General features: G+C 42.8%; 24 protein-coding genes and 2 pseudogenes. 15 read left to right on the forward strand and 11 right to left on the reverse strand.

Translation table 11 applies throughout. The features are described 5' to 3' along the window. The 3 genes and pseudogenes from NI461_RS11935 to NI461_RS11945 all read left to right on the forward strand — a co-directional run. Window positions 1-161, forward strand: a pseudogene (locus NI461_RS11935) (pyridine nucleotide-disulfide oxidoreductase); the annotation flags it as partial. Between the two features lie 285 nt (window positions 162-446). Further along, entirely contained in the window at window positions 447-692 is a 246-nt protein-coding gene (locus NI461_RS11940) for a hypothetical protein (RefSeq protein ID WP_151204535.1), read from the forward strand. Window positions 693-846: 154 nt separating this feature from the next. Further along, window positions 847-1032 carry a hypothetical protein gene (locus tag NI461_RS11945; protein WP_174659599.1) on the forward strand — a complete coding sequence of 62 codons (186 nt, stop codon included), beginning with the start codon at window positions 847-849 and terminating at the stop codon, window positions 1030-1032. Here the strand turns inward: NI461_RS11945 and NI461_RS11950 are convergent. Both NI461_RS11950 and NI461_RS11955 read right to left on the reverse strand, forming a co-directional pair. After that, window positions 1029-1667 (reverse strand): LysE family transporter, encoded by a 639-nt coding sequence (locus NI461_RS11950; protein WP_174659598.1) that lies wholly within the window; start codon window positions 1665-1667, stop codon window positions 1029-1031. The two genes, NI461_RS11945 and NI461_RS11950, sit on opposite strands and share 4 nt — an antisense overlap. Window positions 1668-1779: 112 nt before the next feature. Next, window positions 1780-2349, reverse strand: coding sequence for an FxsA family protein (locus NI461_RS11955; protein ID WP_151204538.1), 570 nt, complete (start codon window positions 2347-2349; stop codon window positions 1780-1782). Window positions 2350-2474: 125 nt separating this feature from the next. Between NI461_RS11955 and ruvC the strand changes: the two genes are divergently transcribed. Further along, window positions 2475-3020: a crossover junction endodeoxyribonuclease RuvC gene (gene ruvC, locus NI461_RS11960; protein ID WP_151204539.1), complete on the forward strand. Its 546-nt coding sequence runs from the start codon at window positions 2475-2477 to the stop codon at window positions 3018-3020. 278 nt (window positions 3021-3298) lie between these two features. Here ruvC and NI461_RS11965 read toward each other — a convergent pair whose 3' ends face one another. Then, the gene (locus tag NI461_RS11965; RefSeq protein ID WP_174659597.1) at window positions 3299-4765 is read right to left on the reverse strand and encodes an NAD(P)H-hydrate dehydratase; all 1467 of its coding nucleotides are present in this window, start codon (window positions 4763-4765) and stop codon (window positions 3299-3301) included. Window positions 4766-4788: 23 nt separating this feature from the next. Between NI461_RS11965 and queG the strand changes: the two genes are divergently transcribed. The 3 genes from queG (at window position 4789) to bioB (ending at window position 7355) form a co-directional block, all read left to right on the forward strand. Beyond that, window positions 4789-5883 (forward strand): tRNA epoxyqueuosine(34) reductase QueG, encoded by a 1095-nt coding sequence (gene queG, locus NI461_RS11970; RefSeq protein ID WP_174659596.1) that lies wholly within the window; start codon window positions 4789-4791, stop codon window positions 5881-5883. Between the two features lie 106 nt (window positions 5884-5989). Continuing rightward, window positions 5990-6187, forward strand: a complete 198-nt coding sequence (locus NI461_RS11975) for a hypothetical protein (protein ID WP_151206791.1) — start codon at window positions 5990-5992, stop codon at window positions 6185-6187. A gap of 145 nt (window positions 6188-6332) precedes the next feature. Further along, window positions 6333-7355 carry a biotin synthase BioB gene (gene bioB, locus NI461_RS11980; RefSeq protein WP_151206790.1) on the forward strand — a complete coding sequence of 341 codons (1023 nt, stop codon included), beginning with the start codon at window positions 6333-6335 and terminating at the stop codon, window positions 7353-7355. A gap of 10 nt (window positions 7356-7365) precedes the next feature. Here bioB and NI461_RS11985 read toward each other — a convergent pair whose 3' ends face one another. From NI461_RS11985 to uvrB, 6 genes are all read right to left on the reverse strand, one after another. Next, the gene (locus NI461_RS11985) at window positions 7366-7602 is read right to left on the reverse strand and encodes a hypothetical protein (RefSeq protein ID WP_174659595.1); all 237 of its coding nucleotides are present in this window, start codon (window positions 7600-7602) and stop codon (window positions 7366-7368) included. A gap of 608 nt (window positions 7603-8210) precedes the next feature. After that, on the reverse strand, window positions 8211-8696 hold the full coding sequence (locus NI461_RS11990) for a VOC family protein (RefSeq protein ID WP_174659594.1): 486 nt from the start codon (window positions 8694-8696) through the stop codon (window positions 8211-8213). A gap of 391 nt (window positions 8697-9087) precedes the next feature. After that, window positions 9088-10545, reverse strand: a complete 1458-nt coding sequence (locus NI461_RS11995) for a glyceraldehyde-3-phosphate dehydrogenase (RefSeq protein ID WP_151204550.1) — start codon at window positions 10543-10545, stop codon at window positions 9088-9090. A gap of 234 nt (window positions 10546-10779) precedes the next feature. After that, complete coding sequence (rarD, locus tag NI461_RS12000; protein WP_174659593.1) at window positions 10780-11724, reverse strand: EamA family transporter RarD; 945 nt, start codon at window positions 11722-11724, stop codon at window positions 10780-10782. Between the two features lie 155 nt (window positions 11725-11879). Beyond that, window positions 11880-12476 (reverse strand): lipocalin family protein, encoded by a 597-nt coding sequence (locus NI461_RS12005; protein ID WP_151204554.1) that lies wholly within the window; start codon window positions 12474-12476, stop codon window positions 11880-11882. 145 nt (window positions 12477-12621) lie between these two features. Further along, on the reverse strand, window positions 12622-14643 hold the full coding sequence (gene uvrB / locus NI461_RS12010; RefSeq protein WP_151204555.1) for an excinuclease ABC subunit UvrB: 2022 nt from the start codon (window positions 14641-14643) through the stop codon (window positions 12622-12624). Between the two features lie 539 nt (window positions 14644-15182). Between uvrB and NI461_RS12015 the strand changes: the two genes are divergently transcribed. Then, window positions 15183-15971 carry a hypothetical protein gene (locus NI461_RS12015; RefSeq protein ID WP_174659592.1) on the forward strand — a complete coding sequence of 263 codons (789 nt, stop codon included), beginning with the start codon at window positions 15183-15185 and terminating at the stop codon, window positions 15969-15971. Window positions 15972-16041: 70 nt separating this feature from the next. Here NI461_RS12015 and NI461_RS12020 read toward each other — a convergent pair whose 3' ends face one another. Then, window positions 16042-16221, reverse strand: a complete 180-nt coding sequence (locus tag NI461_RS12020) for a hypothetical protein (RefSeq protein WP_174659591.1) — start codon at window positions 16219-16221, stop codon at window positions 16042-16044. 424 nt (window positions 16222-16645) lie between these two features. Between NI461_RS12020 and NI461_RS12025 the strand changes: the two are divergent. The 4 genes and pseudogenes from NI461_RS12025 (at window position 16646) to NI461_RS12035 (ending at window position 19988) form a co-directional block, all read left to right on the forward strand. After that, window positions 16646-17725: pseudogene (locus NI461_RS12025) on the forward strand (OmpW family protein). A gap of 172 nt (window positions 17726-17897) precedes the next feature. Then, window positions 17898-19112 (forward strand): MFS transporter, encoded by a 1215-nt coding sequence (locus NI461_RS12030; protein ID WP_174659589.1) that lies wholly within the window; start codon window positions 17898-17900, stop codon window positions 19110-19112. Then, on the forward strand, window positions 19105-19239 hold the full coding sequence (locus NI461_RS14225; RefSeq protein ID WP_257234967.1) for a hypothetical protein: 135 nt from the start codon (window positions 19105-19107) through the stop codon (window positions 19237-19239). Before NI461_RS12030 ends, NI461_RS14225 begins: the two co-directional genes overlap by 8 nt. Before the next feature lie 419 nt (window positions 19240-19658). After that, complete coding sequence (locus tag NI461_RS12035; protein WP_174659588.1) at window positions 19659-19988, forward strand: four-helix bundle copper-binding protein; 330 nt, start codon at window positions 19659-19661, stop codon at window positions 19986-19988. A 126-nt stretch (window positions 19989-20114) separates the two neighbouring features. Here NI461_RS12035 and sthA read toward each other — a convergent pair whose 3' ends face one another. Further along, the gene (gene sthA, locus NI461_RS12040) at window positions 20115-21530 is read right to left on the reverse strand and encodes a Si-specific NAD(P)(+) transhydrogenase (protein WP_151203842.1); all 1416 of its coding nucleotides are present in this window, start codon (window positions 21528-21530) and stop codon (window positions 20115-20117) included. A gap of 212 nt (window positions 21531-21742) precedes the next feature. Here sthA and lipA point away from each other — a divergent pair, with 212 nt between their 5' ends. The 3 genes from lipA (at window position 21743) to NI461_RS12055 (ending at window position 26265) form a co-directional block, all read left to right on the forward strand. Then, window positions 21743-22756 (forward strand): lipoyl synthase, encoded by a 1014-nt coding sequence (gene lipA / locus NI461_RS12045; RefSeq protein ID WP_174659587.1) that lies wholly within the window; start codon window positions 21743-21745, stop codon window positions 22754-22756. Window positions 22757-23183: 427 nt separating this feature from the next. Further along, window positions 23184-25760, forward strand: a complete 2577-nt coding sequence (locus NI461_RS12050) for an acyl-CoA dehydrogenase (RefSeq protein ID WP_174659586.1) — start codon at window positions 23184-23186, stop codon at window positions 25758-25760. A gap of 112 nt (window positions 25761-25872) precedes the next feature. Then, window positions 25873-26265, forward strand: a complete 393-nt coding sequence (locus NI461_RS12055) for a carboxymuconolactone decarboxylase family protein (RefSeq protein ID WP_174659585.1) — start codon at window positions 25873-25875, stop codon at window positions 26263-26265. Window positions 26266-26627 lie beyond the last annotated feature (362 nt).

The raw sequence follows: 26627 nt of genomic DNA on the forward strand, positions 1-26627 counted from the left end.
GTGAGATTGTGATCAATGAGCGCAATGAAACCAGCATGAAAGGTGTGTTTGCTGCGGGTGACTGTACTACAGTTCCCTACAAGCAGATTATCATTGCCACCGGTGAAGGTGCAAAAGCCTCGCTGTCTGCCTTCGATTACATGATACGCTCAGGACAATAATTTCAAATTGACTGAAGGAAGTCCGCTTAATGCGGACTTTTTATCATGTCATCTTTTAAAAATTACTTTTTAATTTAAAGTTTGATCAATTATTTTTTATTATTCCCCTTTTTTATTTCCCTTTAATTGCTCTACTTGGCCTGTAATTAATTTTTATCATCTATTATCTGTATGTTATTGTCGGCAATCTCGTATTGTCAGCTTTAAAAAGCTGTCCTATGATGAAGCCACAACCTCCTCTTTCATGATCAAAAATAAAAAGGATAATATCCCGGGAGAAGAACAGTGCAATATCAATATCATTGTGCGTGCTGCGAAAAAGTGGTCGACTCCACAGAAAAATCATGTCCACATTGCGGTTCACACCATATTCGCAGTCCTTTTGGTTTCTGGATTTTTTGTCTGGTTGCCTGCCTCGTTACAGCACTTGTCTTTAAAGCTGTACATGTTTACATCCAGTCTCAACAGGAAAAGCCTGCTCACTTGAGCATTCTGGATGTACTACAAGAAGAAAATAAACGTTTTCGCTAAACTGACTTAACATCCGATAACCTAGACCTGATGTTTATCAGGTCTTTTTATGCACTTAGATTAGCATTTAAAATCCTATCTCCCGCCCTCTCCTGTTTTTCTCTCCAGTTCAGGATTTGCTATACTGCTTTTTTGCAGATGAGTATTTTTACTTATGGTTCAGTTGATTAAAAAAGGTGGTTTACGCGAGCGTGCCAATCGCAGTCGCCGCTATCAAGATTCAGAAAATACAGTAACCGCCCTAAAGCCCAATCGCTATACAAATAGCCAGAAGCAGGAGGTTTTCTACTTCATGCCTGAAGAAAAAAAGATAATCCCACCTGCTCAAAAACCAGACTAATTCATCAAAACCAATGCATCGTACCAAAGCCAGAGAGCAAAGATCAGAAATAACCCACCCGAGGCAATATCAATATAACTGCTTGAGCGTTGATATAGGTTTTTAATCTTGGGCCGGGAAATCAGCAACATCAGCAAGCTAAAGGTAATGAAAGTTTGCAGCGGAATAATCACTGTCAGTTGAGCCTTAAGGTACTGTGAGGCCGTTGAACTTAATGCCAGTGAAAATACACTGCTAAAATAAATCAATGTCTTGGGGTTAGACAGGTTGGTGAATAAGCCCAATGTGAAATAGCTTTTTGGCTCATCCATTGCCTTGCTATCATCAGCTGTTTGATGCCGATTTTTAAAACTTTGCCAGCCTCCACTTAGCATGGCCCACCCCATTTTTGCCAGAAACAGCCCACCTACTACCATCAGTAGCTGCTGAATCCAGGGAAATTGGTGTATTAACACCGTGAAACCGGCCAGCGTTAATACCACCCATACCACAATGCCGAGTGAAATCCCGGCAATAATCTTTAAGGCATTGGTTCGTCTGGTGGAGGCTGCACTTTTCGCAATAAGGAGAACATCTGGACCTGGGCTTAGTTGAGCAACAAAATGAAGGAGACAAATGGTAAAAAGCAAAGACATTCAAATCTCATCTCTGTATAAAAACTGATTATAACTTTGCTTCAAAGAATGAGAAAGTTCCCATAAAAAAGCCGAATCATCGGATTCGGCCTGAAATACTCAGCAGTGTGTCCTAATCTTTTTTTGGACCGACATCTTTCATTCCAATTTTTTTGGCATCGGGAGTCACTTCGCGTGCTTCACCATCAATAATCGTTGAGTCACTACGTCCTTGCTGGTTTTGCATATCCTGCATTTGACGCATCAGCTCAGAAAACGGGTTTTGACCTTGAGGGCTGCCCATATCCCCCATCATACCGCCCATCATTTTTTCCATCATGGCCTGTTGACGCTTCATCATCACTTTCATCATGGCAACCTTAAAGGCTTGCTGAACAGGTGGGATCAGCATCAATAGCGCCAACACATCCGTAATCAGGCCTGGAATTAACAGGAAAAAACCTGCCAGAATTTTAGGCAAATTCGACGATAATGCAGGATCTGCACTCATTTGTCCCATTTGCATCTGCTGCATTTGTGGCATAACTCCCGCAGAATATTTGCGGATCATGTTCATGCCTATAAAAAACGCGGCAATAAACCAGAAAAATACGTACCACATGCTCCCGACGAGGTCACCCACGCCAATCCACACAAATACTTCGAGGATTAAGCCTGCAAGGATAATAAGAAATAATTTCATGAAAATTAATCTGATCTCAGTTCAATAAATATTAAGATGCCGTAATCAACTGCTTCATCAGGATCAAGCTTTTTTGATACGCTTATGTAACAATATGGGCATTATTTTAGTTTTAAAGTGCAGGCATGTCATTAATTATCGGGATTGATCCCGGCTCACGTTTAACTGGCTACGGAATTATTCAAAAAGAAGGCTCAAAACTGACTTTTGTCGATGCAGGCACCATCAGAACTGAAACAACAGAAATGCCTGAACGCTTAAAGCGGATTTTTGCGGGTGTAGAGCGTATTGTCAAATTTTATGGGCCAACTGAGGCGGCTGTAGAACAGGTCTTTATGGCGCAGAACCCCGACTCTGCCCTTAAACTGGGCCAAGCTCGTGGAGCAGCCGTTGCAGCACTGGTCAATCTGGACCTAAAAGTCGCTGAATATACAGCGCGGCAAATTAAACAGTCGGTAGTGGGCTATGGGGCGGCAGATAAAGAACAGGTACAGATGATGGTCATGCGGATTCTTAACTTGACCATTAAGCCCCAGCAAGATGCTGCCGATGCGCTGGCTGCTGCAATTTGTCATGCTCATGCTTCAGGCAGCATGAGTAAAATGGCAGTACTGAATGCACTCGGCGGGATGGCACGTGGACGTAGTCGGGTCAGCAGTCGTCGCCGTTAAACTTTAACTTAAAATCTAAAAAATCTTGAATATCCAAGCTATTTATATCTAAAACATGCCACTGAACTTCGGTTAAGTCTGCATCTAATGGTCCAGTCAGGCTTAGCTGGAGTATTTTCTGAATAATCTTTTCTGGGCCTAATATTATCACTTTGACTTAGCCGGTAGCTAAACTTCCGATATGGTCTTTCAGGTCCAGTTCAGTCACCTGCTGTTCAAACCAGCGGCAAATCCTATCCCCTTAAAATCACCAATCAGTAATTTTTAAGGTTGGCATTTTAGTGTTCTTCCCGGTTAATAACTTGATAAATCGTGTGCTTCATCTCCTGCGCCTGCAAACCGCGCTCCCCGGCTTGGGCCAGACTGTCTCCTGCTAGAGCATGCAAAGTCACTATGTCATGTAAACTGAGCTGATTGGCAAACTGTGCTTTCAGACTGGCAATCATGCCTGCCAAGACATCTCCCATACCTCCGGTGCCCATCCCGGCGTTGCCAGCAGTGCAAATATAGAGCTGATCTTCCAGAATCAGGCTACCTGCACCTTTAAGTACCCATTGACCCTGATAGTGTTTTTGCAGCTGCCAGATTGCCTGTATACGGTCTGCTTCGACTTGATCCGTATGACAACCCAGTAAAGTGGCTGCCTCGCCGGGATGTGGTGTGGCATAGGTTTTATGATTTAAATTTTGGGGCTGTCTGGCCAGAAACCATAATGCGTCTGCATCCAGCACAACTTCCAAATTACTTTGCTGAAGCAAATCAAACCAGGCGGTATATTGCTGTTCTGCCCATACATCACGCCCTAGCCCCATACCAAAACAGACTGCATCGACTTGCTGTAGTAGAGCTGCGCGCTGCTCTTGATTGAGCGCATTGATATCACGCACCATGATATTCGGTGCACGTGCTAAAATCGCTGTATGATGTCTAGCATTACAGATCACCGTCACTTTACCTGCTCCGGCCACAAAGGCCGCTTCAGCAGCCATCATCACTGCACCGCCCATATCGGCATGTCCCCCAATCACCAGAACATGACCATAACTACCTTTATGACCAAAGGCTTCGCGCTTCGGTAAATAAATATCAGTAGGTGCAAGCTGTGCCAGTGCTTGAAGCTCAGAATCGGCAGGAATGACCGAGATCAGCTCAACCTTGCCACTATATGCTTTGCCTTTTCCAGTAAATAATCCGGCTTTTAAGCCCAATACCGTGAAACAGTAATCGGCTTTGACGGCAACAGGCAAAGGCTGTCCGGTATTGGCGTGCAAACCGCTGGGAATATCAATAGACACTTTAAATCCGGGCTGCTGATTGATCTTCTGAATAATATGCTGCCAGTTTGTATCCAGTTTTCGGTTCAGGCCAATACCAAATAAGGCATCCACATAAACCTGATATTCTTTTTGAAAATTAAAATTTTGATAAATTTGTAGGCCCGCTTGCTGACTTTCCTGAACAGCGTAGTGCAGTTCTTGAGAGGGACCCGCTTCGGCAGCATAAATGTCTACCTGAAACCCAGCCTGCTTTAAATACTTTGCCACCAGATAACCATCACCAGCATTATTACCCTGCCCGCAACATACTGCAATTGTTCGGATTTTTTGAGTCTCGAATAAAGCAATCAAGCGCTGACTGATCAGCCAGGCGACCTGCTGCATTAAACCATACGTACTATTTTGCCGGGCAAACCAGCGCTGCTCCCATGCTTGTACATCCTGGCTATGGTAAACTGGAGACTGCATTTTTCCTTCCCTGCTTCTGGTTTATGACTACACCCACTTCTCAAGCGCAAATACCAGTTTATCAACACGATCCTGGCGAACTCAAAGCCTGGATCAAAGCGCAAGCACGAGAACTGGGCTTTTCTGATTGTGTCATTGCCAAACCGGATGCTCAAGCAGAATTAGCACGCCTGCAAGAATATCTAGATCGTGGTTATCATGGCGACATGAAGTTTCTGGAAGACAATCTGGAGAAGCGCGCCAACCCCGCATTACTGGTTCCAAATACCAAATCCATCATTTGTGTGAGAATGGATTATCTGGTAGAGGTGCCTGAGCCGCGCATGATTCCGTTTGCACCCAATTCCGCCATTATTGCCCGTTATGCACGGGGCCGTGACTATCATAAAACTATGCGCGGACGGCTAAAAAACCTGGCAGCCAAAATCCGTGAAAAAATAGGTGAATTTGAATCGCGGCCTTTTGCTGACTCCGCCCCTATTTTTGAAAAATCTCTGGCTGAAAGCGCAGGTATGGGCTGGACCGGAAAACATACCCTGCTAATCCAGCAAAAATCCGGCTCATTTTTTGTTCTCGGTGAACTGTTTAGCTCACTTGAACTGCCTTTTGATGAGCCTGCAACCAAGCATTGTGGCTCCTGTACTGCATGTATTGATATTTGCCCCACTCAGGCTATTGTAGAACCTTATATGCTAGATGCACGGCGCTGTATTGCCTATTTGACTATTGAGTATAAAGGAATTATTCCTGAAAACTTAAGACGTGAAATTGGTAACCGGGTCTTCGGCTGCGATGATTGCCAACTGATCTGCCCATGGAACAGCTTTGCCCAGACCACTTCCGTGGAAGATTTTTATCCGCGACATGGGCTGGATCAGCTTAGTTTGCTGGAGCTATGGAACTGGGATGAAGCCACTTTTTTAAGTTCAACCGAAGGCAGTCCAGTTCGCCGGACGGGCTACCAGAGCTTTATGCGTAATATCGCCATCGGCCTTGGGAATGCACCTTTTAGTGCAGCTATTTTACAGGCCTTAACTGAGCGGCGTGATCTGCATGATGAGCTTGTGCAAGAACATATCGATTGGGCCATTCAAGAACAACTGATAAAATCACGATAATTTTCAATTTTTACTTCGGTTCACACTTTTCCGTCAAAGCCTTACACATCTTTCCTTCAAGCTGTGGCATAAAAAAAGACAGACGGATATTAGACCGGAGGTGAATATGCAAAAATCATCTAAAGATCAAAATCAGGAACAGCTGGACCAACTGCAAGATCAGAAGCAGCAACAGCAGCAGCCACAACAAGGTCCACTTAACTCCCCAAAAAACAATCAGCACGAACAGGATGAGCGTATCTTGGACAAGCAACATCGTACGGATTTACAGAATCAGAATATTCATGGAAATCATCGCGAATAATCTCCAACTTAACAGTCCAATGCAAAGTCCACCTTGTGTGGGCTTTGTTTTTTCTATAAGGTCATATTTTGCTAATGAAGCTGCTCTAAGTTTTACTTAAGATGTAAGAATGATAAATCATATGGATAGATCCAAGGACAAAAATATGAGTACTCACCAGCCTTTACGGAATGATTGGTCACGAGAAGAGATAGAAACTCTGTATCAACAGCCTCTTATGGACCTTTTATTTCAAGCCCAGCGTACCCATCGTGAATATTTTGATGCCAATAGCATCCAGGTTAGTACCCTGCTTTCCATTAAAACCGGAAAATGTCCTGAAGATTGCAAATACTGTTCTCAGTCAGCGCATTATGATTCTAAACTTGAAGCTGAAAAACGTATTGCAGTTGAAAAAGTCATTCAGGAAGCCAAAGAGGCCCTAGCTTCGGGCAGCTCACGCTTCTGTATGGGCGCAGCCTGGCGCAATCCGCATGAACGCGATATGCCTTATGTACTGGAGATGGTTCGCGAAGTCAAAGCACTGGGGCTGGAAACCTGCATGACTTTGGGTATGTTAAATGCCTCTCAGGCTGACCGTTTAAAAGAAGCGGGGTTGGATTATTACAACCATAATCTGGATACTTCTCGTGAATACTATTCCCATATTATCAGTACTCGTAGTTTTGATGATCGCCTGAATACCCTGGATCATGTTCGTGGAGCAGGTCTAAAAGTTTGTAGTGGCGGGATTGTCGGGCTGGGCGAAAGCCGCAATGACCGTATTGGCTTATTGTTTGAGCTTGCCACCTTACCTATTCATCCGGAGTCTGTACCGATTAATATGCTGGTACCGATTGAAGGCACACCAATGGCAGATGTCGAGAAACTAGATGTTATTGAATGGATTCGCACCATTGCCGTAGCACGTATCCTGATGCCAAAGAGCTATATCCGTCTTTCAGCTGGCCGTGAATCTTTAACTGATTCCGATCAGGCGTTGGCTTTTATGGCAGGTGCCAATTCGATTTTCTCGGGTGAGAAGTTATTGACGACCCCAAATACTGCCAAAGGCCGTGACCAGCAGCTTTTTGACAAACTGGGACTTGTTGCCGAACAGCCTAAACCAAGTATCCGCACATTAGCCACCGATGCTATGGCTGATGAGGCCATTGCCAGCGCCTCATAATTCTTTCCTGTTATTCAGAGCTCACCGTCGCAAAATTATGGGCGGTGATCAAAATTCCGTAGCTTGCATTCAGATAGTCCCCTATTCGAACCTGATCAACACCATTGGCATGATAGACAGTCAGTTCTTGGGATAGCGCATCATAATGAAAGAAATCATAACAATCTTGATGCAAGCTCAGCCAGTGTAAAGTATCTGCTAAATTACTATCGACAATATATGTTTGTGCATAGAAATCTTTGGCCATTTTCTTCCGGTATCCGTTAAATTTTTCACGATAATTTTAACGGATATATATTCATGCACAAATAAAAAGTGAGCTGAAGCTCACTTTTTATATTTTTTATGCTCTTATCTTTAGTCTTTACAAGTCCCACACTTGCGACACTCCCGATCTGCCCCGATTTCCTCCATTTGCTGGTATTCATAAATGTGTAAACAAAATAGTTTTCTTAATAATTGAAGCATCTTAAAACTCCTTTCATTATTTTTTATAGGCTTCTTTGAATTATCTCCTCCTGAGATAAAGAGATTTTAATGAAAAATCTCTTACTATTTATTAACATAATTTCTTGCTTTGTAAAATACATTTTGTCCACTTTTTAATGTTTAAATCACTTGTTTAATACCGCTTCAACTTAAAGCTCAGACCAGACCCTGTTGGCAGTTTCTATTTAAATAACAACAGACTCCCAATTGACTGGTAAAAATGCCCTTCAAGAAAAAACTGAAAGGCATTTTTAGCTTAAAACCTTGCGCTAAAACCAGATGATGACATTTCTCCGATCTATATTCCTTAAAGACTTTTTAGCGATGCAGCTTAAAAGTAGATTACTCAGGCTGTGATCAATGCATTCAACCTCGAAAGGCTGCCTCAATTGCTGCAACATCAATTTTCTTCATCGTCATCATTGCATTAAATGCCCGCTTGGCAGCCATACGGTCAGAACTGGTAAATGCTCGCGTTAAAGCAACCGGTGTAATTTGCCATGAAATCCCCCACTTATCCTTACACCAACCGCAGTCACTTGCCTGACCTCCATTACCGACAATTGCATTCCAATAACGGTCAGTTTCACTTTGATCTTCAGTAGCGACTTGAAATGAAAAAGCTTCGTTATGCGTGAATGCAGGACCGCCATTAAGCCCAACGCATGCAACACCCAGCACGGTAAATTCAACAGTCAACACATCTCCCTCTTTTCCTGCAGGATAGTCTCCAGGGGCGCGATGAACCGCACTGACAAAAGAGTCCGGAAAGGTCTCAGCATAAAATTTTGCGGCCTCCTCGGCATTGTCATCGTACCAAAGGCAGATAGTATTCTTGGCTATATTGATCATTTCATCTCTCCTATAGAGATCAGGACATAGACTATTTTGCATGATTTTAAAGCCCTGCAGCTATCAGCCTAACCAAATTAGTACCGCACATTTGCTATATGTTACGCAAATCTGAATTAACTTTCTGATGATTATTTTTATATTAAATCGAGCTTATCAAAGCACTTAAGCCAGCGCTGATCATTGCCCTCAAAGCGAATGAACCACAGGATATTTTGAATCTTTCCAATGGTAATTTATTTTTTAATTTGATGTGGATCTAAACCAGTGGCTTTGTGGCAATAGGCAAGCGATAGAAAATGACATGTGGCAGCCATTCATAATCTACTATACATCTCACCCTAAAATAAAAAGAGCCTCATTTGAGGCTCTTTTTTTGACTAGAATCTAGTTATGCATTAGTTTCAGCTGGAATTTTTGGATAGCTTACGCCGCCCATCTGTTCAGCGATACGAAGTACTTGGCAGCTATAGCCAACTTCGTTGTCATACCATACATAAGCAGTTAAACGGTTACCTGAAGTAATAGTCGCTTGCGCGTCAAATACACCTGCCGTGCGCGAACCGATAAAGTCAGAAGATACAACCTCTGTAGAGTTTGTATAACCGATTTGACCTTGAAGGTTAGAATTAATTGAAATTTGACGAATGTATTCATTTACTTCATCACGATCAACTTCTTTATCCAAAGTCAGGTTCAAAATAGCAAGAGATACGTTCGGAGTAGGAACACGTACAGAGTTACCTGTCAGTTTACCTTGAAGCGCTGGAAGTGCTTTCGCTACTGCTTTAGCAGCACCAGTTTCAGTAATAACCATATTCAGCGTTGCTGCACGGCCACGACGATCCGCTTTATGGTAGTTGTCAATTAAGTTCTGGTCGTTTGTGAACGAGTGAACGGTTTCAACATGACCATTTAATACGGTGTATTTGTCATGTAATACTTTTAGCGTTGGAGTGATCGCATTGGTGGTACAGCTTGCAGCAGAGATAATCTTGTCTTCATCAAGAATGTCCGCCTGGTTCACACCAAATACCACGTTCTTCATATCACCTTTACCAGGTGCAGTCAGAATTACGCGAGCAACGCCCGAACATTGCAAGTGCTGAGCAAGACCTTCAGCATCACGCCATTTACCGGTGTTATCGATCACAAGTGCATTTTCAATGCCGTAAGCAGTGTAATCTACTTCAGACGGATTTGATGCATAGATCACTTTGATGAACTGACCATTTGCAATGATCGCTTCATTCTCTTCATCTACAGAAATTGTGCCTGCAAACGGACCATGGATAGAATCACGACGTAATAAAGACGCACGTTTTTCCAGGTCACCGTCAGATGATTTACGAACCACGATTGCTTTCAGATTCAAGCCACGACCAAGACCTGACTGGCTGATCATCAAACGTGCCAGGATACGGCCGATACGACCGAAACCGTAAAGAACGACATCTTTCCCTTCAACAGAAGTAGCACTGCCTTCAAGAGATTTCACGGCATCTGCAACAAAGGCATCAATATCGCCGCCTTTTTCTTTGTATTCAACAGCCAGTTTGCCTAGATCAATTTCAGCAGTACCAATGTTTTGCACTTTAACCAATGCTTCAAGAATTGGGAAAGTATCTACTACAGAAAGCTCAACATCTAATACGCGAGTACGGCGATGTGCCTTAAGAATCTGGATCACAGAACGGTTAATTAAAGAACGGCCGTAAACTGTAGCTACAATATTTTTTTCACGATACAACTGACCCATCAGGGCAATCATACGCTCCGCAAGTTCCTCACGGTTTTTCCAACGACCTTGGTGCTCTGCATGAAGGGCAACGATAGTGTCTTTACTCACAGATACGTCCTCTAATTAATTGTAAATCTAAGCATAAATTTCAAAACCTGATAATTGTAATGGAATTAGCCGCAAGTTTGAATCAAAAGCTGAATAACTCTTGAGGAAAATTTCGTATATTCACTATAAATTTTAAAAATAGCTATAATTAGTCAAATGATTTTGCTTTTAAAAATAAATGAAACAGCATATTTGGCATAGAAACAACTTTTTTGTTAAATGTTGTTTATTCATTCAATCCCGATCTGAAGGGTCCAAGTAGTCTGGATATTTTTCCAGATTTCGCGCCAGCTCCAAGCGCCGTTTATGCTGTTCCAGCAGGTACAGTACGCCTTCAATGACCAGTAGCAATACCGCCAGCCAAATGGAAATATAAGTCAGCCATTCACCCGCCCCAATCCGCTCGCCCAACGCCATAGACGCAAAGGCCAGCAACACAGGTTCCAAATAGCTGAGTAATCCAAAAATGACAAAAGGCAAATAACGGCTGGCCAGAATATAACTTCCCAGTCCTAATGCACTTAAAAAACCCAAGACAATGACCACCACAACAAGGTGCTGTGCTTCAAGAATCAGCTGCATGGAATCGCTATGAACAAAGCCCAAATAAATCGCAACAGGTAAGATTAAAAACAGATCCCACCAGAAACCGCCCAGATGATCAGTCTGGAATTTACGGCGCATAAAGAAATACAGCGGATACGCCAATGCAACATAGACCGTTTCCCAGGCAACGGCACCAACCCGCCAGATTTCATGTCCTACACCCAATATAGCAAGCGCTACTGCGGCTATCTGCCAGTGTGACAACTTTTCTTTATAGATTACACATCCAACCAGAACCATAACCAGGGGCAATAGAAAATAACCCAAGGAAACTTCCAGGCCACGCCCATTAATCGGCCCCCACAAAAACAACCAAAGCTGGGTGGTACATAAAAATGAACTAAAAAGTAACCAGACTAAAAACATCGGCTCTTTCAGAATGCGCTGAAAGATATGGCTGATATATTTTAAATCGCCTGACCACCACATAAATGCAGTCAGGAATGGAATGGTGGCCAGCATTCGCCAGGCAAAGGTCTGTTCGCTGTCCAAAGGCTGCATAAACGGGGTAAAAAGATACAAGACACCAAACACCACAGATGCCAGTACTGATAATGCGATCCCTTTATACATGCTTTTAACCTATAAAACTTCAGGCATATTATAGCGATTAGTCAAAAATAAAGCTTGAACATCCCGCTATTCAACTTCCTGAATATAAGTAAAAAAATCAGAAACAGCAGCCGTAAAAAAACCATGCTTGGACATGGTTTTTATGAGCTTAACTTTTAAGGCTCAGTAGTCTGAATCTGTTTGGTTCGGATCAGATCGCTTAAGTCATAACCTATCGATTGAGCATATTGCAGATATTCATTAAGCACCTTTTGATCAAGCTGTGGATCACGTGACAATACCCACATATATTTACGCCTCGGCTCTCCAACGAGTACGGTCTGATAGTGATCATCAAGTTTTAATACCCAGTAATCGCCACGACCAACCGGTAACCAGCGGATAAACTCGGGTAAGAAGCTGACCTTGAGTTTGCTATTGTACGGGGGATTCTGAATATATGCTTCCCCTAATGACTGCATCACCTGACCATTTTTCTGGACGCAGCGGTTATCTACAGTGACGTTGCCGTTTTCATTTAAGGTATAAGTAGCCGTGACATTACGATCACACTTTTGCTGAAAAACAAGCGGCTTACGCGCCACCTCATACCAGGTTCCCAAGTAGCGATCCAGCTCTACCTTTTCAACGGTAGGCAATGGCGCTTTTTGTGCATAGGACATCGTCGCCATACCCAAACCAACCAGCACTGCACCACCCACCGCAATTTTTGCAAGTTTAAACCCCGCACGAGGGATATTTTTATTTTTCATATCTATACCTATGACACGAGTCTGATCACAATTTGTAAGCAATTTTATAAACTCACCTTAACGTGCTTCAATCCGGTTTTATGTAGCATTATGTTAGATTTATGCTTGATTTTAAGCGGACTATAGGATGAATGGTGAGTGAGTTTTAGCTCAGCATCTGGGCTTTCAGGCGTAAAATTTCATCACGAATCCGCGCAGCCTGCTCAAACTGCAAATCCTTGGAAGCTTTGAGCATTTCTTTTTCCAGCTTACTGATATGTTTAGCAAACAGTTTCGGGTCCGCCATAATATGGCGTTCATCTGCGCTAATTGCACGTGCCTGATCAGAAGCTTTTAAGGTGATTGAATCATCACTTAAGTCTTCACCCGTATCAATTTCCTTAATGACCTGACGCACAGCGCTACGCGGTGTAATTCCATGTTCTTTATTAAATTGAATCTGTTTGGTGCGACGGCGATCAGTTTCATCAATGGCTTTTTGCATCGAGTCAGTAATACGATCTGCATACAAAATCGCTTTACCTTTCAGGTTACGCGCAGCCCGACCAATCGTCTGAATGAGAGAACGCTCTGAGCGCAGGAAGCCTTCTTTATCGGCATCGAGAATTGCAACCAGGGACACTTCCGGCATATCCAGACCTTCCCGTAGCAGGTTAATGCCGACCAGTACATCATAAACACCGGTACGCAGCTCATGAATAATTTTGACACGCTCCACGGTATCAATGTCTGAGTGCAGATAAGCCACCTTCACCCCATATTCTTTTAAATAAGAACTGAGATCTTCGGCCATGCGTTTGGTCAAAGTCGTTACCAGCACCCGCTCATCGAGATCTTTACGCAAATTAATTTCAGACAATACATCATCGACTTGAGTCAGTACCGGACGAATTTCAATTTCCGGATCAATCAGACCTGTCGGGCGCACCACCTGCTCGACAATCTGCTGGGATTTTTCCAGTTCATAACGTGCAGGCGTGGCACTAACATACACCGTAGCAGGAATAATACGTTCCCACTCTTCAAATTTCATTGGGCGGTTATCCAGTGCACTTGGTAGACGGAAGCCATAATTCACCAGATTTTCTTTACGGGAACGGTCACCTTTATACATGGCGCCAATTTGCGGTACGGTCACATGCGATTCGTCAATAATCAGCAAGGCATCATCGGGAATATAATCAAATAAAGTTGGAGGTGCTTCGCCTGCCGGACGACCGGACAAATGCCGAGAATAGTTTTCAATGCCATTGGTATAGCCGAGCTGCTGCATCATTTCCAGATCATAACGGGTACGCTGCTCAATCCGCTGTGCTTCAAGCAGCTTGTCATTTTCACGAAAAAATACCAAACGTTCTTTCAGCTCTTCCCGAATCGTCTCAATAGCTCGTGCCAGATTGTCTTTAGGCGTCACATAATGACTTTTTGGATAGATCGTAACCCGTGGCACTTTACGAATCATTTTTCCGCTTAAAGGATCAAACCAGCGGATCGAGTCAACTTCATCATCAAACAGTTCAATACGGATAGCATCCTGATCCGACTCTGCCGGGAAAATATCGATGATTTCGCCGCGAATCCGATAAGTACCACGTAAAAATTCAAGCTCATTACGGGTGTATTGCATCTCGACCAGTCGGCGAATAATATCATCGCGGCTGATCCGGTCTCCTTCTACCACATGTAGTAACATGCTCATATAGGCATTCGGATCACCCAAACCATAAATTGCAGAAACCGAGGCGACAATAATCGCATCACGGCGTTCCAACAATGCACGTGTGGCAGAAAGACGCATCTGGTCAATATGGTCATTAATGGCCGAATCTTTCTCGATAAATGTATCGGAAGATGGTACATAGGCCTCAGGCTGATAATAGTCATAATAACTGACGAAATACTCAACCGCATTATTCGGAAAAAATGCCTTAAATTCCCCATAAAGCTGTGCAGCCAGCGTTTTATTATGTGCCATGACAATGGTCGGACGCTGGGTACGTGCAATCACATTGGCCATGGTATAGGTTTTACCAGAACCTGTTACTCCAAGCAGAAGCTGATCGTGATAGCCCTGTTCAATTCCCTTCACCAGCTTTTCAATGGCTTGCGGCTGATCACCCGCAGGTTGATAACTGGTCACTAGTTCAAAGGGCTTTTTATCACTCATAGCTTCAATAAATTCACTGCGGATATCGATGCAATTTATTATGAGGGCAAATCTGAATTACTCAATCCCTGGCCAGGTTTCTGTTTGGTAAATAAAACAATATTACTATTCATTATTGGCTAGCACTTTAATCACGATCTCGTTTGACAAATCATCAAAAAAAATTAAAATTATGAAAGTAATATCTACAAAATCATAAGAAATAGACAAAAAATGAAAGATCAAGAATATCGAGAAATCGCTTTTAAAAATCAGTTTCGCTATATGGGCACTGTCATATTTTGTGTGGGTCTTTTCTATTTGCTTCTGGTCATCGAGACCTTATTGAATAAATATTTTTTATAAAAGATGTCACTTATGCAAAACAATAAATTAAGCATTTTCAGACAACAACTCTATTTAGGTTTGATCGGTATCCTATTCTGGATTATTGGCGGAATTTTGACGTATCTGTTTGGGTAGCTCTGCAACAATAATGCCTTGACCCTTATTGATTTCAAAGGCAACATGAAGCTAATCAGGACAGCGAATAAAAAGCCATGACTTACCATTATCATAATGAAAGTATTGTTAAATCCCTGCCAGAAAACACTGTTTTTGTATTTGGAAGTAACATGGCAGGCCAGCATGGTGGAGGTGCTGCTAGAACAGCACTAGAACACTTTGGTGCAGTAATGGGTGTGGGGCGTGGCTGGTCCGGTCAGAGTTATGCCATTCCGACCATGAATGAGCATTTACAGCAAATGCCGTTATCGCAAATTCAGCACTATATTGATGACTTCAAGCTTTACACCAAGAACCATCCTAAAATAAAGTATTTTATTACTTCAATTGGATGCGGTATTGCCGGCTATAAAGTCGAAGAAATCGCGCCCATGTTCAAAGGCATTTCCCATAATGTCATTTTGCCGCAATCGTTCCGTCCTTTTGTAGAAAAGCCGCTCCCTAAAGTGACAGCAAAGTTTCTGCATACCATTTTTCGAGACTCTGTGATTTTCACGCCGGCCACAGATGAACTGATTGAAGTCCTTGCCCTAAGTGAAAATGAAAAAAGTCTGGCCAAAATCCTTTTAAATACCCAGACTTATCCAACAGATAGCAATGGACGAGAGCGGGTTTTTGAAATTGAAGATATTCTGCACAATCTAAGAGGGAAAATATTTGATTTTCAAGATAACTCAGAAGGTGCAATGTTATTTGGCGCGGTGATTTTGGCTTTATTAGAGCTGTATAATATCAATGAAAAAGACTTTATTGATGTCTGGAAGGGGGAACGGGAAATTTCGCCGCCCAAACCAGAAAATAAGGCACGTAAAAGTTTAAGATAATTCAAAAAGTATAAAAAAAGCCATGATCCTCATGGCTTTATTATGTCCGACGCTCTAATGTTTAGAGTGCTTAACGTTTTCCCATCGCACGACGGGTGCCACGTGGTGGCATCCAGGTACGGTCTGCATAACGCTGAGGTTTTGGTCTCAGATCTTCCAAGACTTCCTCTGCAGCAGACTGCTCGGCCTGTTTTACAGGAAAGGGCAAATTAACCAGCGGCTTTTTTTTGGGAGAATTTTGCGAATTCATGTGATCTACTCAATAATTTATGCGTTCTATTGTACAAAAAAATGAGCACTCCTGGGTACAACTCGTTCTAGTTAAATTTCTCACTTTCTTGGCTCAAAATTAAAATAAAAGCCTTTTTAAATCTCAAAATCTATATATTTTTTTCAAAAAAACTTCATAAAAAAGCTAGAAAATGCTAATTTCCAGGTTCGATGCAAGCTGAATAAGCAAAGTTTGACCCGCTCAGAAATTCAATTTTTACCCTATATCCCACTTGTTATTACACAAAAACCTCACAAATTAACCCAATAGTCATACTGCTTACCAAACACAACCCGTTCGTTACTTTTAGCTACTTGTTCAGCAGCTGAGTTTTTTGATGATATTCACATAAATTGTTCAATACAAAAACAAAGAAACACAACGAACATGGAGTTCTGGTTTAATGAAAACAATAATGTTTTGTATGGCAGGTATGGCCTCTTTACCCGTGCTTGCACATGCAAATTCACCTTATTTCAGCTTGCAAGATGGGGATGGCTTTAAACGCTTTTCTGTATCCGTCGGTGCCTTACATGTCATGCCACAAGGCAAAGCTCAACCTTTTAAAGTCAATACGGCGGTCGAGAATGGGAAAAGCTATACCAATGGCCCTATTCAGGTAGACACCGTTTTAAATAATCTTGATCCAAATGAAAAACAGGAAGCAGTCAAAATTTTATTAGAAGGAATTGGCTTTTTTACTGGAGGCACATTACCTGCTGGAATGAGTGGAACGACACAGATCAATGGTCTTTCTGAATGGAACAATTCTGGGAGTGGCTTAGAAGCAGATGATGTGACCACCTTAGGGATCATGACCAACTACTTCTTTACCGATAATGTTTCTTTCGAAATGAAAGCCGGTATTCCCCCTAAAGTTGATCTGCAAGGAAAAGGGAAGATTTTTGCTCCTTTCTCTGGCACTGCTACTCCTACACTGGGAAGCATTACCCTTCCACTAGAGATTGAGTTAAAGAAAGATATTGAAATTACAGACTTAGAAGCTTATGGTGCAGCCGCTTCTGCACGTGCCTGGACACCTGCTTTTGAGTTTCAATACCACTTCGGAAAAACTGGCGTGAATAAATTCCGCCCCTATGTTGGCTTAGGGTTGCTGTATGCTTATTTTAATGAGCTTGAAATTAACCCTCGAACAGAACAAGATCTGATTGCTGCCGGACATATGATTGCAAATATTCTCGATGGGAAAGCGGGCGCATCTTTAGAAAATAAACCAAATAGCAAGGCAAATCCAAAAGTAAAAGTCGAAGCTTAGGATACCTTCGCTCCGGTTGCCACTGTCGGTTTTACTTATGATTTTAATGACCGATGGTTCGCGGTAGGTTCACTGTCTTATGCTCATTTAAATAATGAGACAACGATTACTGTCACTGACTCAACATTCGGGAAACTAATTGAATCTAAGGCAGAAATTGAGGTTAATCCTATTCTCGCTTATGCAGGTATTGGTATTCGCTTCTAGCCCTCTTGTGCTAAAAAGCAGAGCATGGACTCTGCTTTTTTATAATCTACTTTAAGCTATAAAACTTTAAATTTTCATAAATAAAAATTATAATTCAATTAATTTTTATTTTATCGCCTCCCCTGATTGAATCGAATACTATAACAATTAACTCTATATTCACGACGCACTTATGGCTGACAGTCAATTTTCCAGAACACTCATTTTTATGCTAATTGGTGCTGCCATAATTTTGGCACTGTCCTTAGGTATCCGTCATGCCTTTGGACTCTATCTGATGCCAATGAGCGAGGAGTTTGGCTGGGGTCATAATGTTTTTAGTCTGGCAATTGCCATGCAGAACCTGATCTGGGGTGCAGTCCAGCCCGTAACTGGCGCCATTGCTGACAAATATGGCAGTAAAATTGTCGTTGCGGTGGGTGGAGTCTTATATACACTTGGTTTGCTGCTCATGGCAGTCAGTTCGACGGGGCTATTATTAAACCTGAGTGTGGGAGTGATTCTCGGATTAGCCTTATCTGCGACCTCATTTCCGGTATTATTATCTGCCGTAGGTCGGGCAGCTCCGCCAGAAAAACGCAGTCTGGCGATGGGTATTGCCAGTGCAGCCGGTTCCTTTGGCCAGTTTATTATGCTGCCTTCGACTCTGCTCCTTTTACAAAATGTAGGCTGGTCAGCCGCTTTGGTGGTCAGTGCCATTTTAATTGCCCTGATTATCCCCTTGGCCTGGATGCTAAAGGCACCTATGTATGTTGATCCAAATGCCGTAGCTACTGCATCTAAAAGCCCGCTTAGCTTTAAACAGATTCTTGTGGTCGTTAAAAATCATAAACCGTTCTGGTTTCTGGCCATGGGCTTTTTTGTTTGTGGTTTTCAGGTGGTTTTTATTGGCATTCACTTACCTGGCTACCTGATTGATCATGGCTTTAATACCACGACAGGTACGGCTTTCTTGGCACTGGTGGGACTGTTTAATATTGTAGGGACTTATACTGCCGGCTGGCTGGGCGGAAAATATTCCAAGCCTCATTTGCTGATGGGATTATATGGCCTGCGGGCGATTGCGATCGGTGCTTTTTTACTCCTGCCTTTAAGCACCTGGACGGTATATGCCTTTGGTATCATTATGGGGCTGTTATGGCTCTCTACCGTACCATTGACCAATGGTATTGTGGCAAATATGTTTGGGGTAAAATACCTGACAATGCTGAGTGGTATAGTATTCTTTACCCATCAGGTCGGTTCGTTTTTTGGTGGATGGCTCGGTGGTCTTAACCACGATTTAAGCGGTAATTATAATGCAGTCTGGATGCTGTCGATTGCTTTGAGTATTTTCGGGGTATGGGTGCATTTCTGGGTTAATGAGGAGCAAATTGTCCATGACTGATTCTACTGCGCTACTAAAGCTCTTGATCATCGTTGCCCTAATCTTATTACTGATTCTGGCTATTCTGCTCTGGAGTCAGACACCCCAGCTGTTTGAATATTTTAATCAGGCTTTTTGCGCGCACTGATTGGCAAAAACTCAAAGATGCAACCTGTTCTAAGTGTTTGTAAAATTAGTCTTGTCCAATCTAAAAACTCCGACCCATTATTTATTTTTATATAATTTTTCATAAAGTTATAAACTCTTTAGATTTCATAGACGCTGAATTTTCTCACATTACCGCTACTAAAAACTCATCCGCCTGCGATAATGGCCGAAGCCATTAATCCGTATTTTTTACCATTCAAATTCTACTCTATTGATTTGATTTTTAAGAGTTATTCAGTTTATATTTCTGCTGGCTTAAATTTAAACAAGCGGCAATCTACTTCTAAAATTACGTAACAAAACCTATGATTATTTTACTTTTCCTCACCTAATCCGCCTAGTGTATATGCCTTTTTCTGATTAGCTTATTCCTAAATCCAATCACTCAAGGAGAGGAAGATGAATGATATCCAGTTTGCAGATTGCGTGAAAACCTGTATGACCTGTTCCCTTGCCTGTACCTATTGTGCAAGTGCCTGTTTAAAAGAAGAAGATCTGGAGATGATGCGGGAATGTATTCAACGCTGTCTGGACTGTGCAGATATTTGCCAGCTCTGTGCCCGCATGGAGCAGAAACAATCTCATTTTATGAAAGAAATTTGTGAGCTTTGCGCTCAGGCCTGTGAATACTGCGCAGAAGAATGCGGCAAACATGAGCATGAACACTGCCAGCAATGTGCAGAAGCTTGCCGTCGCTGTGCGGTTGAATGCCGAAAAATGGCTGCCTGATCATTCACAAAGAAGTGTAGAACAATTACTTTAGTCAAAATTTTAAAGTTAAAAAAAATCAGAAAAAACAAAAATCCCTCAATCTGCTTTGATTGAGGGATTTTTATTGACAACTGAACCGGGTGATTAGAACAGACGGTTCATGCCATTTAATGTTGCTACACGATAAGCTTCCGCCATAGTCGGATAGTTAAAGGTGGTTTCCACAAAATACTTGATGGTATTGTGCGGGCTGTTCATCACAGCCTGACCGATGTGGATAATTTCTGAAGCGTTATTACCAAAACAATGTACCCCTAAAACTTCTAAAGTTTCACGATGGAACAAGATCTTCAATTCCCCAACGGTATCCCCGGTAATCTGCGCGCGTGCCAGATGACGAAATGACGCCTGCCCCACCTCGTATGGGATTTTCTCTTCGGTTAACTGTTGTTCAGTTTTACCGATAGATGAAATTTCCGGAATGGTATAAATTCCTGTTGGAATATCCGTAACTGGTGCGACGTTTTCCTCACCGTTCATGTTTGCACCGGCACAGCGGCCCTGGTCATAGGCAGCAGAAGCCAGTGAAGGCCAGCCAATCACATCACCCGCAGCATAGATATTTTCAACTTCGGTCTGATATTGATCATTCACCGTCAGTTGACCACGGCTATTTGGTTTCAGGTTCACATTTTCCAGGCCTAAACCATCCGTATTACCTGAACGACCATTACACCATAAAATGGCATCTGCTTTGATTTTCTTGCCACTTTGAGTATGCAAGATCACATAGTCATCTGAAGTTTCCAGGAAGTCGATCTGTTCATTGTGACGAATTAACACGCCCTGCTCACGCAAGTGGTAAGACAGTGCATCAGAAATTTCATCATCTAGGTAGCTGAGCAACTTCGGCTGCGTATTAATGAGATCAACCTTATGACCCAAGCCGATAAAGATCGAGGCATATTCACAACCAATTACCCCTGCACCATAAATAATAATTTTTTGAATGGTAAAATCCAGCTCCAGAATTTTGTCTGAATCAAAGACACGCGGATGATTGAAATCAAGAATATCCGGACGGTATGGACGAGAACCGGTCGCAATCACCAGTTGCTGGAACATGATCGTTTCTTTAATCCCATCGGGTGCAAAGACAAAAATGGTATTTTGGTCCTGGACATAGGCACGGCCATGGTAAATATCAATTTTGTTACGGTCATAGAAGCGTGAGTGAGTGTCTACCTGCTGCTGAATGACTTTATGTGCATTGCGTAGCACTTGCTTCATCGTGAACTGTTTCCAGTCTCCTACTTTCTGGAACATTGGATCACGTTGATAACGGATAATACTGGATACCGTTTGACGCAATGCCTTACTTGGAATGGTTCCTACATGAGTACAGTTACCACCAAGTTGTTCACGCATATCAACGATTGCAACACGCTTGCCAGATTTGGCAAGTTTCATTGCCGCGCCTTCGCCCGCAGGGCCCGAACCTAGAACTACCGCATCGTACTTAACGAAAGTCCCACTAATGACCTCTTTCTTACGTGGCATTCAACGCTCCTTAAAATTAAAAAATTTTGCTTTAATCTACGCTATATTATGACGTAATTGCTGTCAGTTTGGTGTATTTAACTTACATATATTGTGTGATAAGAACATTTTTTAAATGAATAACCCTTTTCGCCCTATTTTGCCCAAGTTTCGTTATAATAAAAAAATACTAATGGTGATTATCTCCCTTCAAAATAGTGGAAAAGTTGAATATGTCTGAGAACCGTAAACCTGAACAGGGGGTCAAACTTCGCGGCGCAGAGAAAGTCGCTCGTATTCCTGTAAAAGTTGTTCCTACGGTTGAAACGCCTCGGAAGCCCGACTGGATTCGGGTCAAGATGGCAGCTCCGGAAGAAGTTCAGCGTATTAAAACTACACTTCGTCAGCAGAAACTGCATACCGTCTGTGAAGAAGCTGCCTGTCCGAACCTGCCTGAATGTTTTGGCGGCGGTACGGCAACCTTTATGATCATGGGAGATATCTGTACCCGTCGCTGTCCATTCTGCGACGTGGCTCATGGTCGTCCAAATGCGCTTGATCCGGATGAACCGCGCCATATGGCGGAAACCATTGCCAATCTGGGGCTAAAATATGCAGTGATTACCTCCGTAGACCGTGACGACCTGCTCGACGGCGGTGCACAGCATTTTGTGGATTGTATTAAAGAAGCACGTACTTTAAGTCCAAATACCCTGCTAGAAATTCTGGTACCTGACTTCCGTGGCCGGATGGATATCGCGCTGCGTATCATGACCGAATGTCCCCCTGATGTATTTAACCACAACATTGAAACTGTGCCACGTTTATATAAAGCCATGCGTCCGGGTTCTGATTACCAGCACTCGTTAAATCTTTTGAAAATGTTTAAAGACTACTGCCCGGATATTCCAACCAAATGTGGTCTGATGGTCGGTATTGGTGAAACGGAAGAAGAAGTCATTGCGCTACTCAATGACCTGAAAGCACATGAAGTCGATTATGTGACCATTGGTCAGTACTTGCAGCCATCTAAACAGCATGCTCCAATTGACCGCTTTGTTACCCCAGAAGAATTTGAACGCTATGCTGAGCACGGCCGTAAACTGGGCTTTAAGAATATCTGGTCTGCACCTATGGTACGTTCAAGTTACTTCGCTGACCGTCAATATTACGGTGAACCTGTCCCAGCAGTACGCCGCAAAACTGACCCGGCTAAAAAAATTGCAGTTCAGACGATTGAAGCTTAAAAAGCTTTAAAGCCAAAGCCCTCTAAATTAGAGGGCTTTTTTGTGTGTATTTAAATAAATCTCGTTTTAGCACGTTTAAAGACCATATCTATAAAAGAATTTAATGGGCTGAATGATCGAACAAAGATATTTACTTTGATTGGTTTTTAAATCCTCTTACGCCTACTAACTAAAAATTAAGTCATTACTTATCTTCACATTTCTTTGCGCGTTCTCACTTGAAGAGTGTTCATTTTTCAAACAATCTCAAAAAATAGCTAAACGACTTAACGATATCGTTGAAATACTTGAAAACGATAATTCTCACAAGAACAATGCTGCGCTTGCCTGATTCTCAAATGATGCAAAAAGAGTTGTGAAATATTGCGAAATAAAGAGGAGGAATTCAGGCAAAGCTACTGTTGCATAACGCTGGAGAAATATAACAATGTTCTTTATTTTCGCTGTACTGCTTCTACTCCTGAGTTTATGGGCTGTTTTCTATTTTCAGCTCTCACGTAGCAGTGGAACCATCGTGCTGCTAGTCATGTCGATGGTATGTACCTTTATCAGTCCCTGGTCACTCCTTCTGGGTATTCCACTCATTCTCATCAGCCTAGTACTGCTCGTTGCACCTTTACGCCTGTCACTGATTTCCAAACCGGCGTATAAGACACTCTCGAGTGCTATGCCCAGCATCAGCCCAACAGAACGCGAAGCACTGGACTCTGGTACCAGCTGGTGGGAAAAAGAACTATTTATGGGTGCTCCAAACTGGGAAAACTTTAATAACTATCCTTATCCAAAACTATCACTTGAAGAACAGGCTTTTCTGGACAATGAGGTTGAAACCTTATGCAGTATGCTGGATGAATGGGAAATCCATGAGCAAAAAGCTTTACCTGACGCTATCTGGGCATATATTAAGGAGCACGGTTTCTTAGGTCTGATCATTCCCAAGGAATATGGTGGTCGTGCATTTAGCTCCTTCGCCCAAAGCAGGGTCATGAGCAAAATTTCCTCACGTTCTCTTACTGCAGCGGTTAGCTGCATGGTGCCCAACTCGCTTGGACCAGGTGAGCTGCTCTTACATTATGGCACCGAGGAGCAGAAAGACCGCTATCTACCTGGCCTGGCCAAAGGTGAGGAAATTCCCTGCTTTGGCTTAACCAGCCCCGAAGCTGGCTCAGATGCTGGTGCCATCCCCGACACCGGCGTGGTTTGTTATGGTCAGTTTGAGGGTCAGGAAGTGTTAGGCCTTAAAATGAACTTTTCTAAACGCTGGATCACCTTGGCACCGATTGCCACTGTCATTGGTCTGGCTTTTAAAATGTATGATCCCGATCATCTTTTGGGTGAACAGGCCGAGTACGGGATTACCTGTGCTCTGCTCCCTGCGAGTCATGAAGGTGTGAAAATCGGACCACGCCATAATCCTGGCTCGCCATTTATGAATGGTACAGTTGAAGGCAAAGACGTATTCATTCCGCTGGACTGGATTATCGGTGGGGTGAAAAATGCCGGTAAGGGTTGGCGCATGCTGATGGAATGCCTGGCGGTAGGCCGTGGTATTTCCCTGCCTGCCCTGTCTACCGCTAGTGCCGAAATGACTTACTTGAATGTCGGCGCTTTTTCTCGCATTCGCCAGCAATTCAAGATTTCAATCGGTAAATTTGAAGGTGTGCAGGAAGCCAATAGTGAAATTGCCAGTGATACCTATATGCTGGAAGCATTCCGTTATCTGGTTACATGTGGTCTGAATCAGGGGGGTAAGCCTGCGGTCATGACGGCCATGGCCAAATACTATGCCACTGAAACCATGCGTAAAGTGGTAAATCATGGCATGGATGTGGTCGGTGGCCGTGCTATTCAGATGGGTCCACGTAACTTTTTGGTTTTAAATTACCAAGCCATTCCTGTCTCCATTACTGTAGAGGGTGCCAATATTCTGAGCCGCTCCCTAATGATTTTTGGTCAGGGTTCTATGCGCTGCCATCCTTATCTGTATGAGGAATTACAGCTATTACAGGCAGAGGATCGGACAACTGCCCTACAGCCTTTCGATAATTTACTGTTCCAGCACCTCGGCTATACGTTTAACCGCGCAGCCCGCTCTCTGGCTTATGCTTTTAGCGGTGGTTCAAGTAATGCGCCTCAAAGCGCGACTGATTTTACCCGTGCTTATTACAAGGTCATTAACCGTCTGAGTGCCAACTTTGCTCTGACTGCCGATATGTGTCTGGGTTTATTGGCCGGCGATATTAAACGCAAGGAAATGCTATCTGGGCGTCTGGCTGATATTCATGCGCATCTCTTTATTGCTTCCTCCATCTTGAAATACTTTGAACACAGCAAAAAGACCGAGGCTGAGCGTTTACATGCTCAGCTGGCGGTAGAGAAATCACTTTATACTGCACAAGAAGGATTTTACGACCTGTTTGCAAACTTCCCACGAGGGAGCGCAGCAGCTATGGTGAAGTTAATATGTTTCCCATTTGGCCGCCCACTCAAAAAGCCATCAGATCAACTGAGACAGCAGGTGGCCATGAGCATGATGGAAGACAATGCCTTCCGTCAGTCTTTAAAACAACATGTTTATTATAATACTCTAGAAGATGATATTACCGGGCGCATGGAATCTACCTTTAATATGTTACTTGAAATAGAACCGCTCTGGGATCGTTTTAAAAAGGCCGAATCTAAAAATCAGTTTAAAGGCCTGAGTTTTGAAGAGCGGCTCATAGATGCACAGCAAAACGGTTTTATTGATGAGCATGAAGCTGAACAGCTGCGTCATTACAATGCCAAACGTTATGACAGCATGCTGACGGATATTTTTGACCTGGAACTTAAAGAGGTACTAGAACTGGATAATCCACATCTGTCGCAAGCCGCCCAGCCGGAGCCAGAAATAGCGGTTGAAAACGGACTCTATAAATCCTCTTCTGCGCCTGTGGCCTCCCTTGCAAAAGATGAACATCACAATCATAAAGAACCGGAAGAGGAACCTTTCATGCGCTTTTAAATAAAAGCCTTAAAAAAGTGGCGCAACCGCCACTTTTTTTACGACCATCTGACTATGGGTATCAACGATTAAAAACGTTAAGCTAGACTGATAATGAATGTGAGGGAAGATAATGTCACAACAAGATTATGAAAATGGCCTGAAAGTCCGTACTGAAGTGATGGGCGCAAGTTTTGTGCAACGTGCTCAGGAAAATACCGTGCCTTTTACCCAGCCGTTACAAGACTGGATTAATGAGCATGCCTGGGGTTCGACCTGGCAGCGTGAAGGTGTATTGCCACGTAAATACCGCTCTCTGATTACGCTTGCATTTCTTACCGCACTCAAAAGCCCAACCGAACTTAAAGGCCATGTTCGAGGTGCCTTGAATAATGGTGCGTCTGTTGAAGAAATTCAGGAAGTCCTGCTCCATAGTCTGCCTTATTGTGGCGCACCTGCGACACAGGAAGCCTTTCGCGCAGCACTTGAAGTAATTCAGGACTATCAGGCAAACCAGCAGAATTAAATAATCCGTTTATCTTATGGCAATAGCTTAAGCAGGATTAAAATTAACAACATACTTAGGCTATTTTCAAGTTAAAGACTTGAAGATAAAATTTCCCCCTTTAAACATATATGTATGCCGGGCATATTTATCAGCCGAGCCATTCGGTCAGTTACTCCAGATTTATTTCTCAGACTTCAGATAAAAATATAACCGGACTACCAATCTTCCCGATATAAATGAATATATCGAATCCTGCTTCCTTAATCATTCTAAAAATTGAGCAGTATAGTAGACCTCTTTCATAAATCATTTTTTACTCAGTTCCAAATTATAGATTGCCGCAATTAAATTGAATCTTAATCCCAGTCTTTTGCCTCGAT

Origin of the sequence: Acinetobacter sp. S4400-12 (assembly GCF_024129495.1) — a bacterium.
In the GTDB taxonomy this organism is placed as follows: Bacteria; Pseudomonadota; Gammaproteobacteria; order Pseudomonadales; family Moraxellaceae; genus Acinetobacter; species Acinetobacter lwoffii_C.

Bases quoted from the DNA above. Each gene is read 5' to 3' on its own strand.
- NI461_RS11945 (WP_174659599.1), top strand. From the start codon at position 847: ATGGTTCAGTTGATTAAAAAAGGTGGTTTACGCGAGCGTGCCAATCGC.
- NI461_RS11950 (WP_174659598.1), bottom strand. From the start codon at position 1,667: ATGTCTTTGCTTTTTACCATTTGTCTCCTTCATTTTGTTGCTCAACTA.
- NI461_RS11955 (WP_151204538.1), bottom strand. From the start codon at position 2,349: ATGAAATTATTTCTTATTATCCTTGCAGGCTTAATCCTCGAAGTATTT.
- ruvC (WP_151204539.1), top strand. From the start codon at position 2,475: ATGTCATTAATTATCGGGATTGATCCCGGCTCACGTTTAACTGGCTAC.
- NI461_RS11965 (WP_174659597.1), bottom strand. From the start codon at position 4,765: ATGCAGTCTCCAGTTTACCATAGCCAGGATGTACAAGCATGGGAGCAG.
- queG (WP_174659596.1), top strand. From the start codon at position 4,789: ATGACTACACCCACTTCTCAAGCGCAAATACCAGTTTATCAACACGAT.
- NI461_RS11975 (WP_151206791.1), top strand. From the start codon at position 5,990: ATGCAAAAATCATCTAAAGATCAAAATCAGGAACAGCTGGACCAACTG.
- bioB (WP_151206790.1), top strand. From the start codon at position 6,333: ATGAGTACTCACCAGCCTTTACGGAATGATTGGTCACGAGAAGAGATA.
- NI461_RS11985 (WP_174659595.1), bottom strand. From the start codon at position 7,602: ATGGCCAAAGATTTCTATGCACAAACATATATTGTCGATAGTAATTTA.
- NI461_RS11990 (WP_174659594.1), bottom strand. From the start codon at position 8,696: ATGATCAATATAGCCAAGAATACTATCTGCCTTTGGTACGATGACAAT.
- rarD (WP_174659593.1), bottom strand. From the start codon at position 11,724: ATGTATAAAGGGATCGCATTATCAGTACTGGCATCTGTGGTGTTTGGT.
- NI461_RS12005 (WP_151204554.1), bottom strand. From the start codon at position 12,476: ATGAAAAATAAAAATATCCCTCGTGCGGGGTTTAAACTTGCAAAAATT.
- uvrB (WP_151204555.1), bottom strand. From the start codon at position 14,643: ATGAGTGATAAAAAGCCCTTTGAACTAGTGACCAGTTATCAACCTGCG.
- NI461_RS12015 (WP_174659592.1), top strand. From the start codon at position 15,183: ATGACTTACCATTATCATAATGAAAGTATTGTTAAATCCCTGCCAGAA.
- NI461_RS12020 (WP_174659591.1), bottom strand. From the start codon at position 16,221: ATGAATTCGCAAAATTCTCCCAAAAAAAAGCCGCTGGTTAATTTGCCC.
- NI461_RS12030 (WP_174659589.1), top strand. From the start codon at position 17,898: ATGGCTGACAGTCAATTTTCCAGAACACTCATTTTTATGCTAATTGGT.
- NI461_RS14225 (WP_257234967.1), top strand. From the start codon at position 19,105: ATGACTGATTCTACTGCGCTACTAAAGCTCTTGATCATCGTTGCCCTA.
- NI461_RS12035 (WP_174659588.1), top strand. From the start codon at position 19,659: ATGAATGATATCCAGTTTGCAGATTGCGTGAAAACCTGTATGACCTGT.
- sthA (WP_151203842.1), bottom strand. From the start codon at position 21,530: ATGCCACGTAAGAAAGAGGTCATTAGTGGGACTTTCGTTAAGTACGAT.
- lipA (WP_174659587.1), top strand. From the start codon at position 21,743: ATGTCTGAGAACCGTAAACCTGAACAGGGGGTCAAACTTCGCGGCGCA.
- NI461_RS12050 (WP_174659586.1), top strand. From the start codon at position 23,184: ATGTTCTTTATTTTCGCTGTACTGCTTCTACTCCTGAGTTTATGGGCT.
- NI461_RS12055 (WP_174659585.1), top strand. From the start codon at position 25,873: ATGTCACAACAAGATTATGAAAATGGCCTGAAAGTCCGTACTGAAGTG.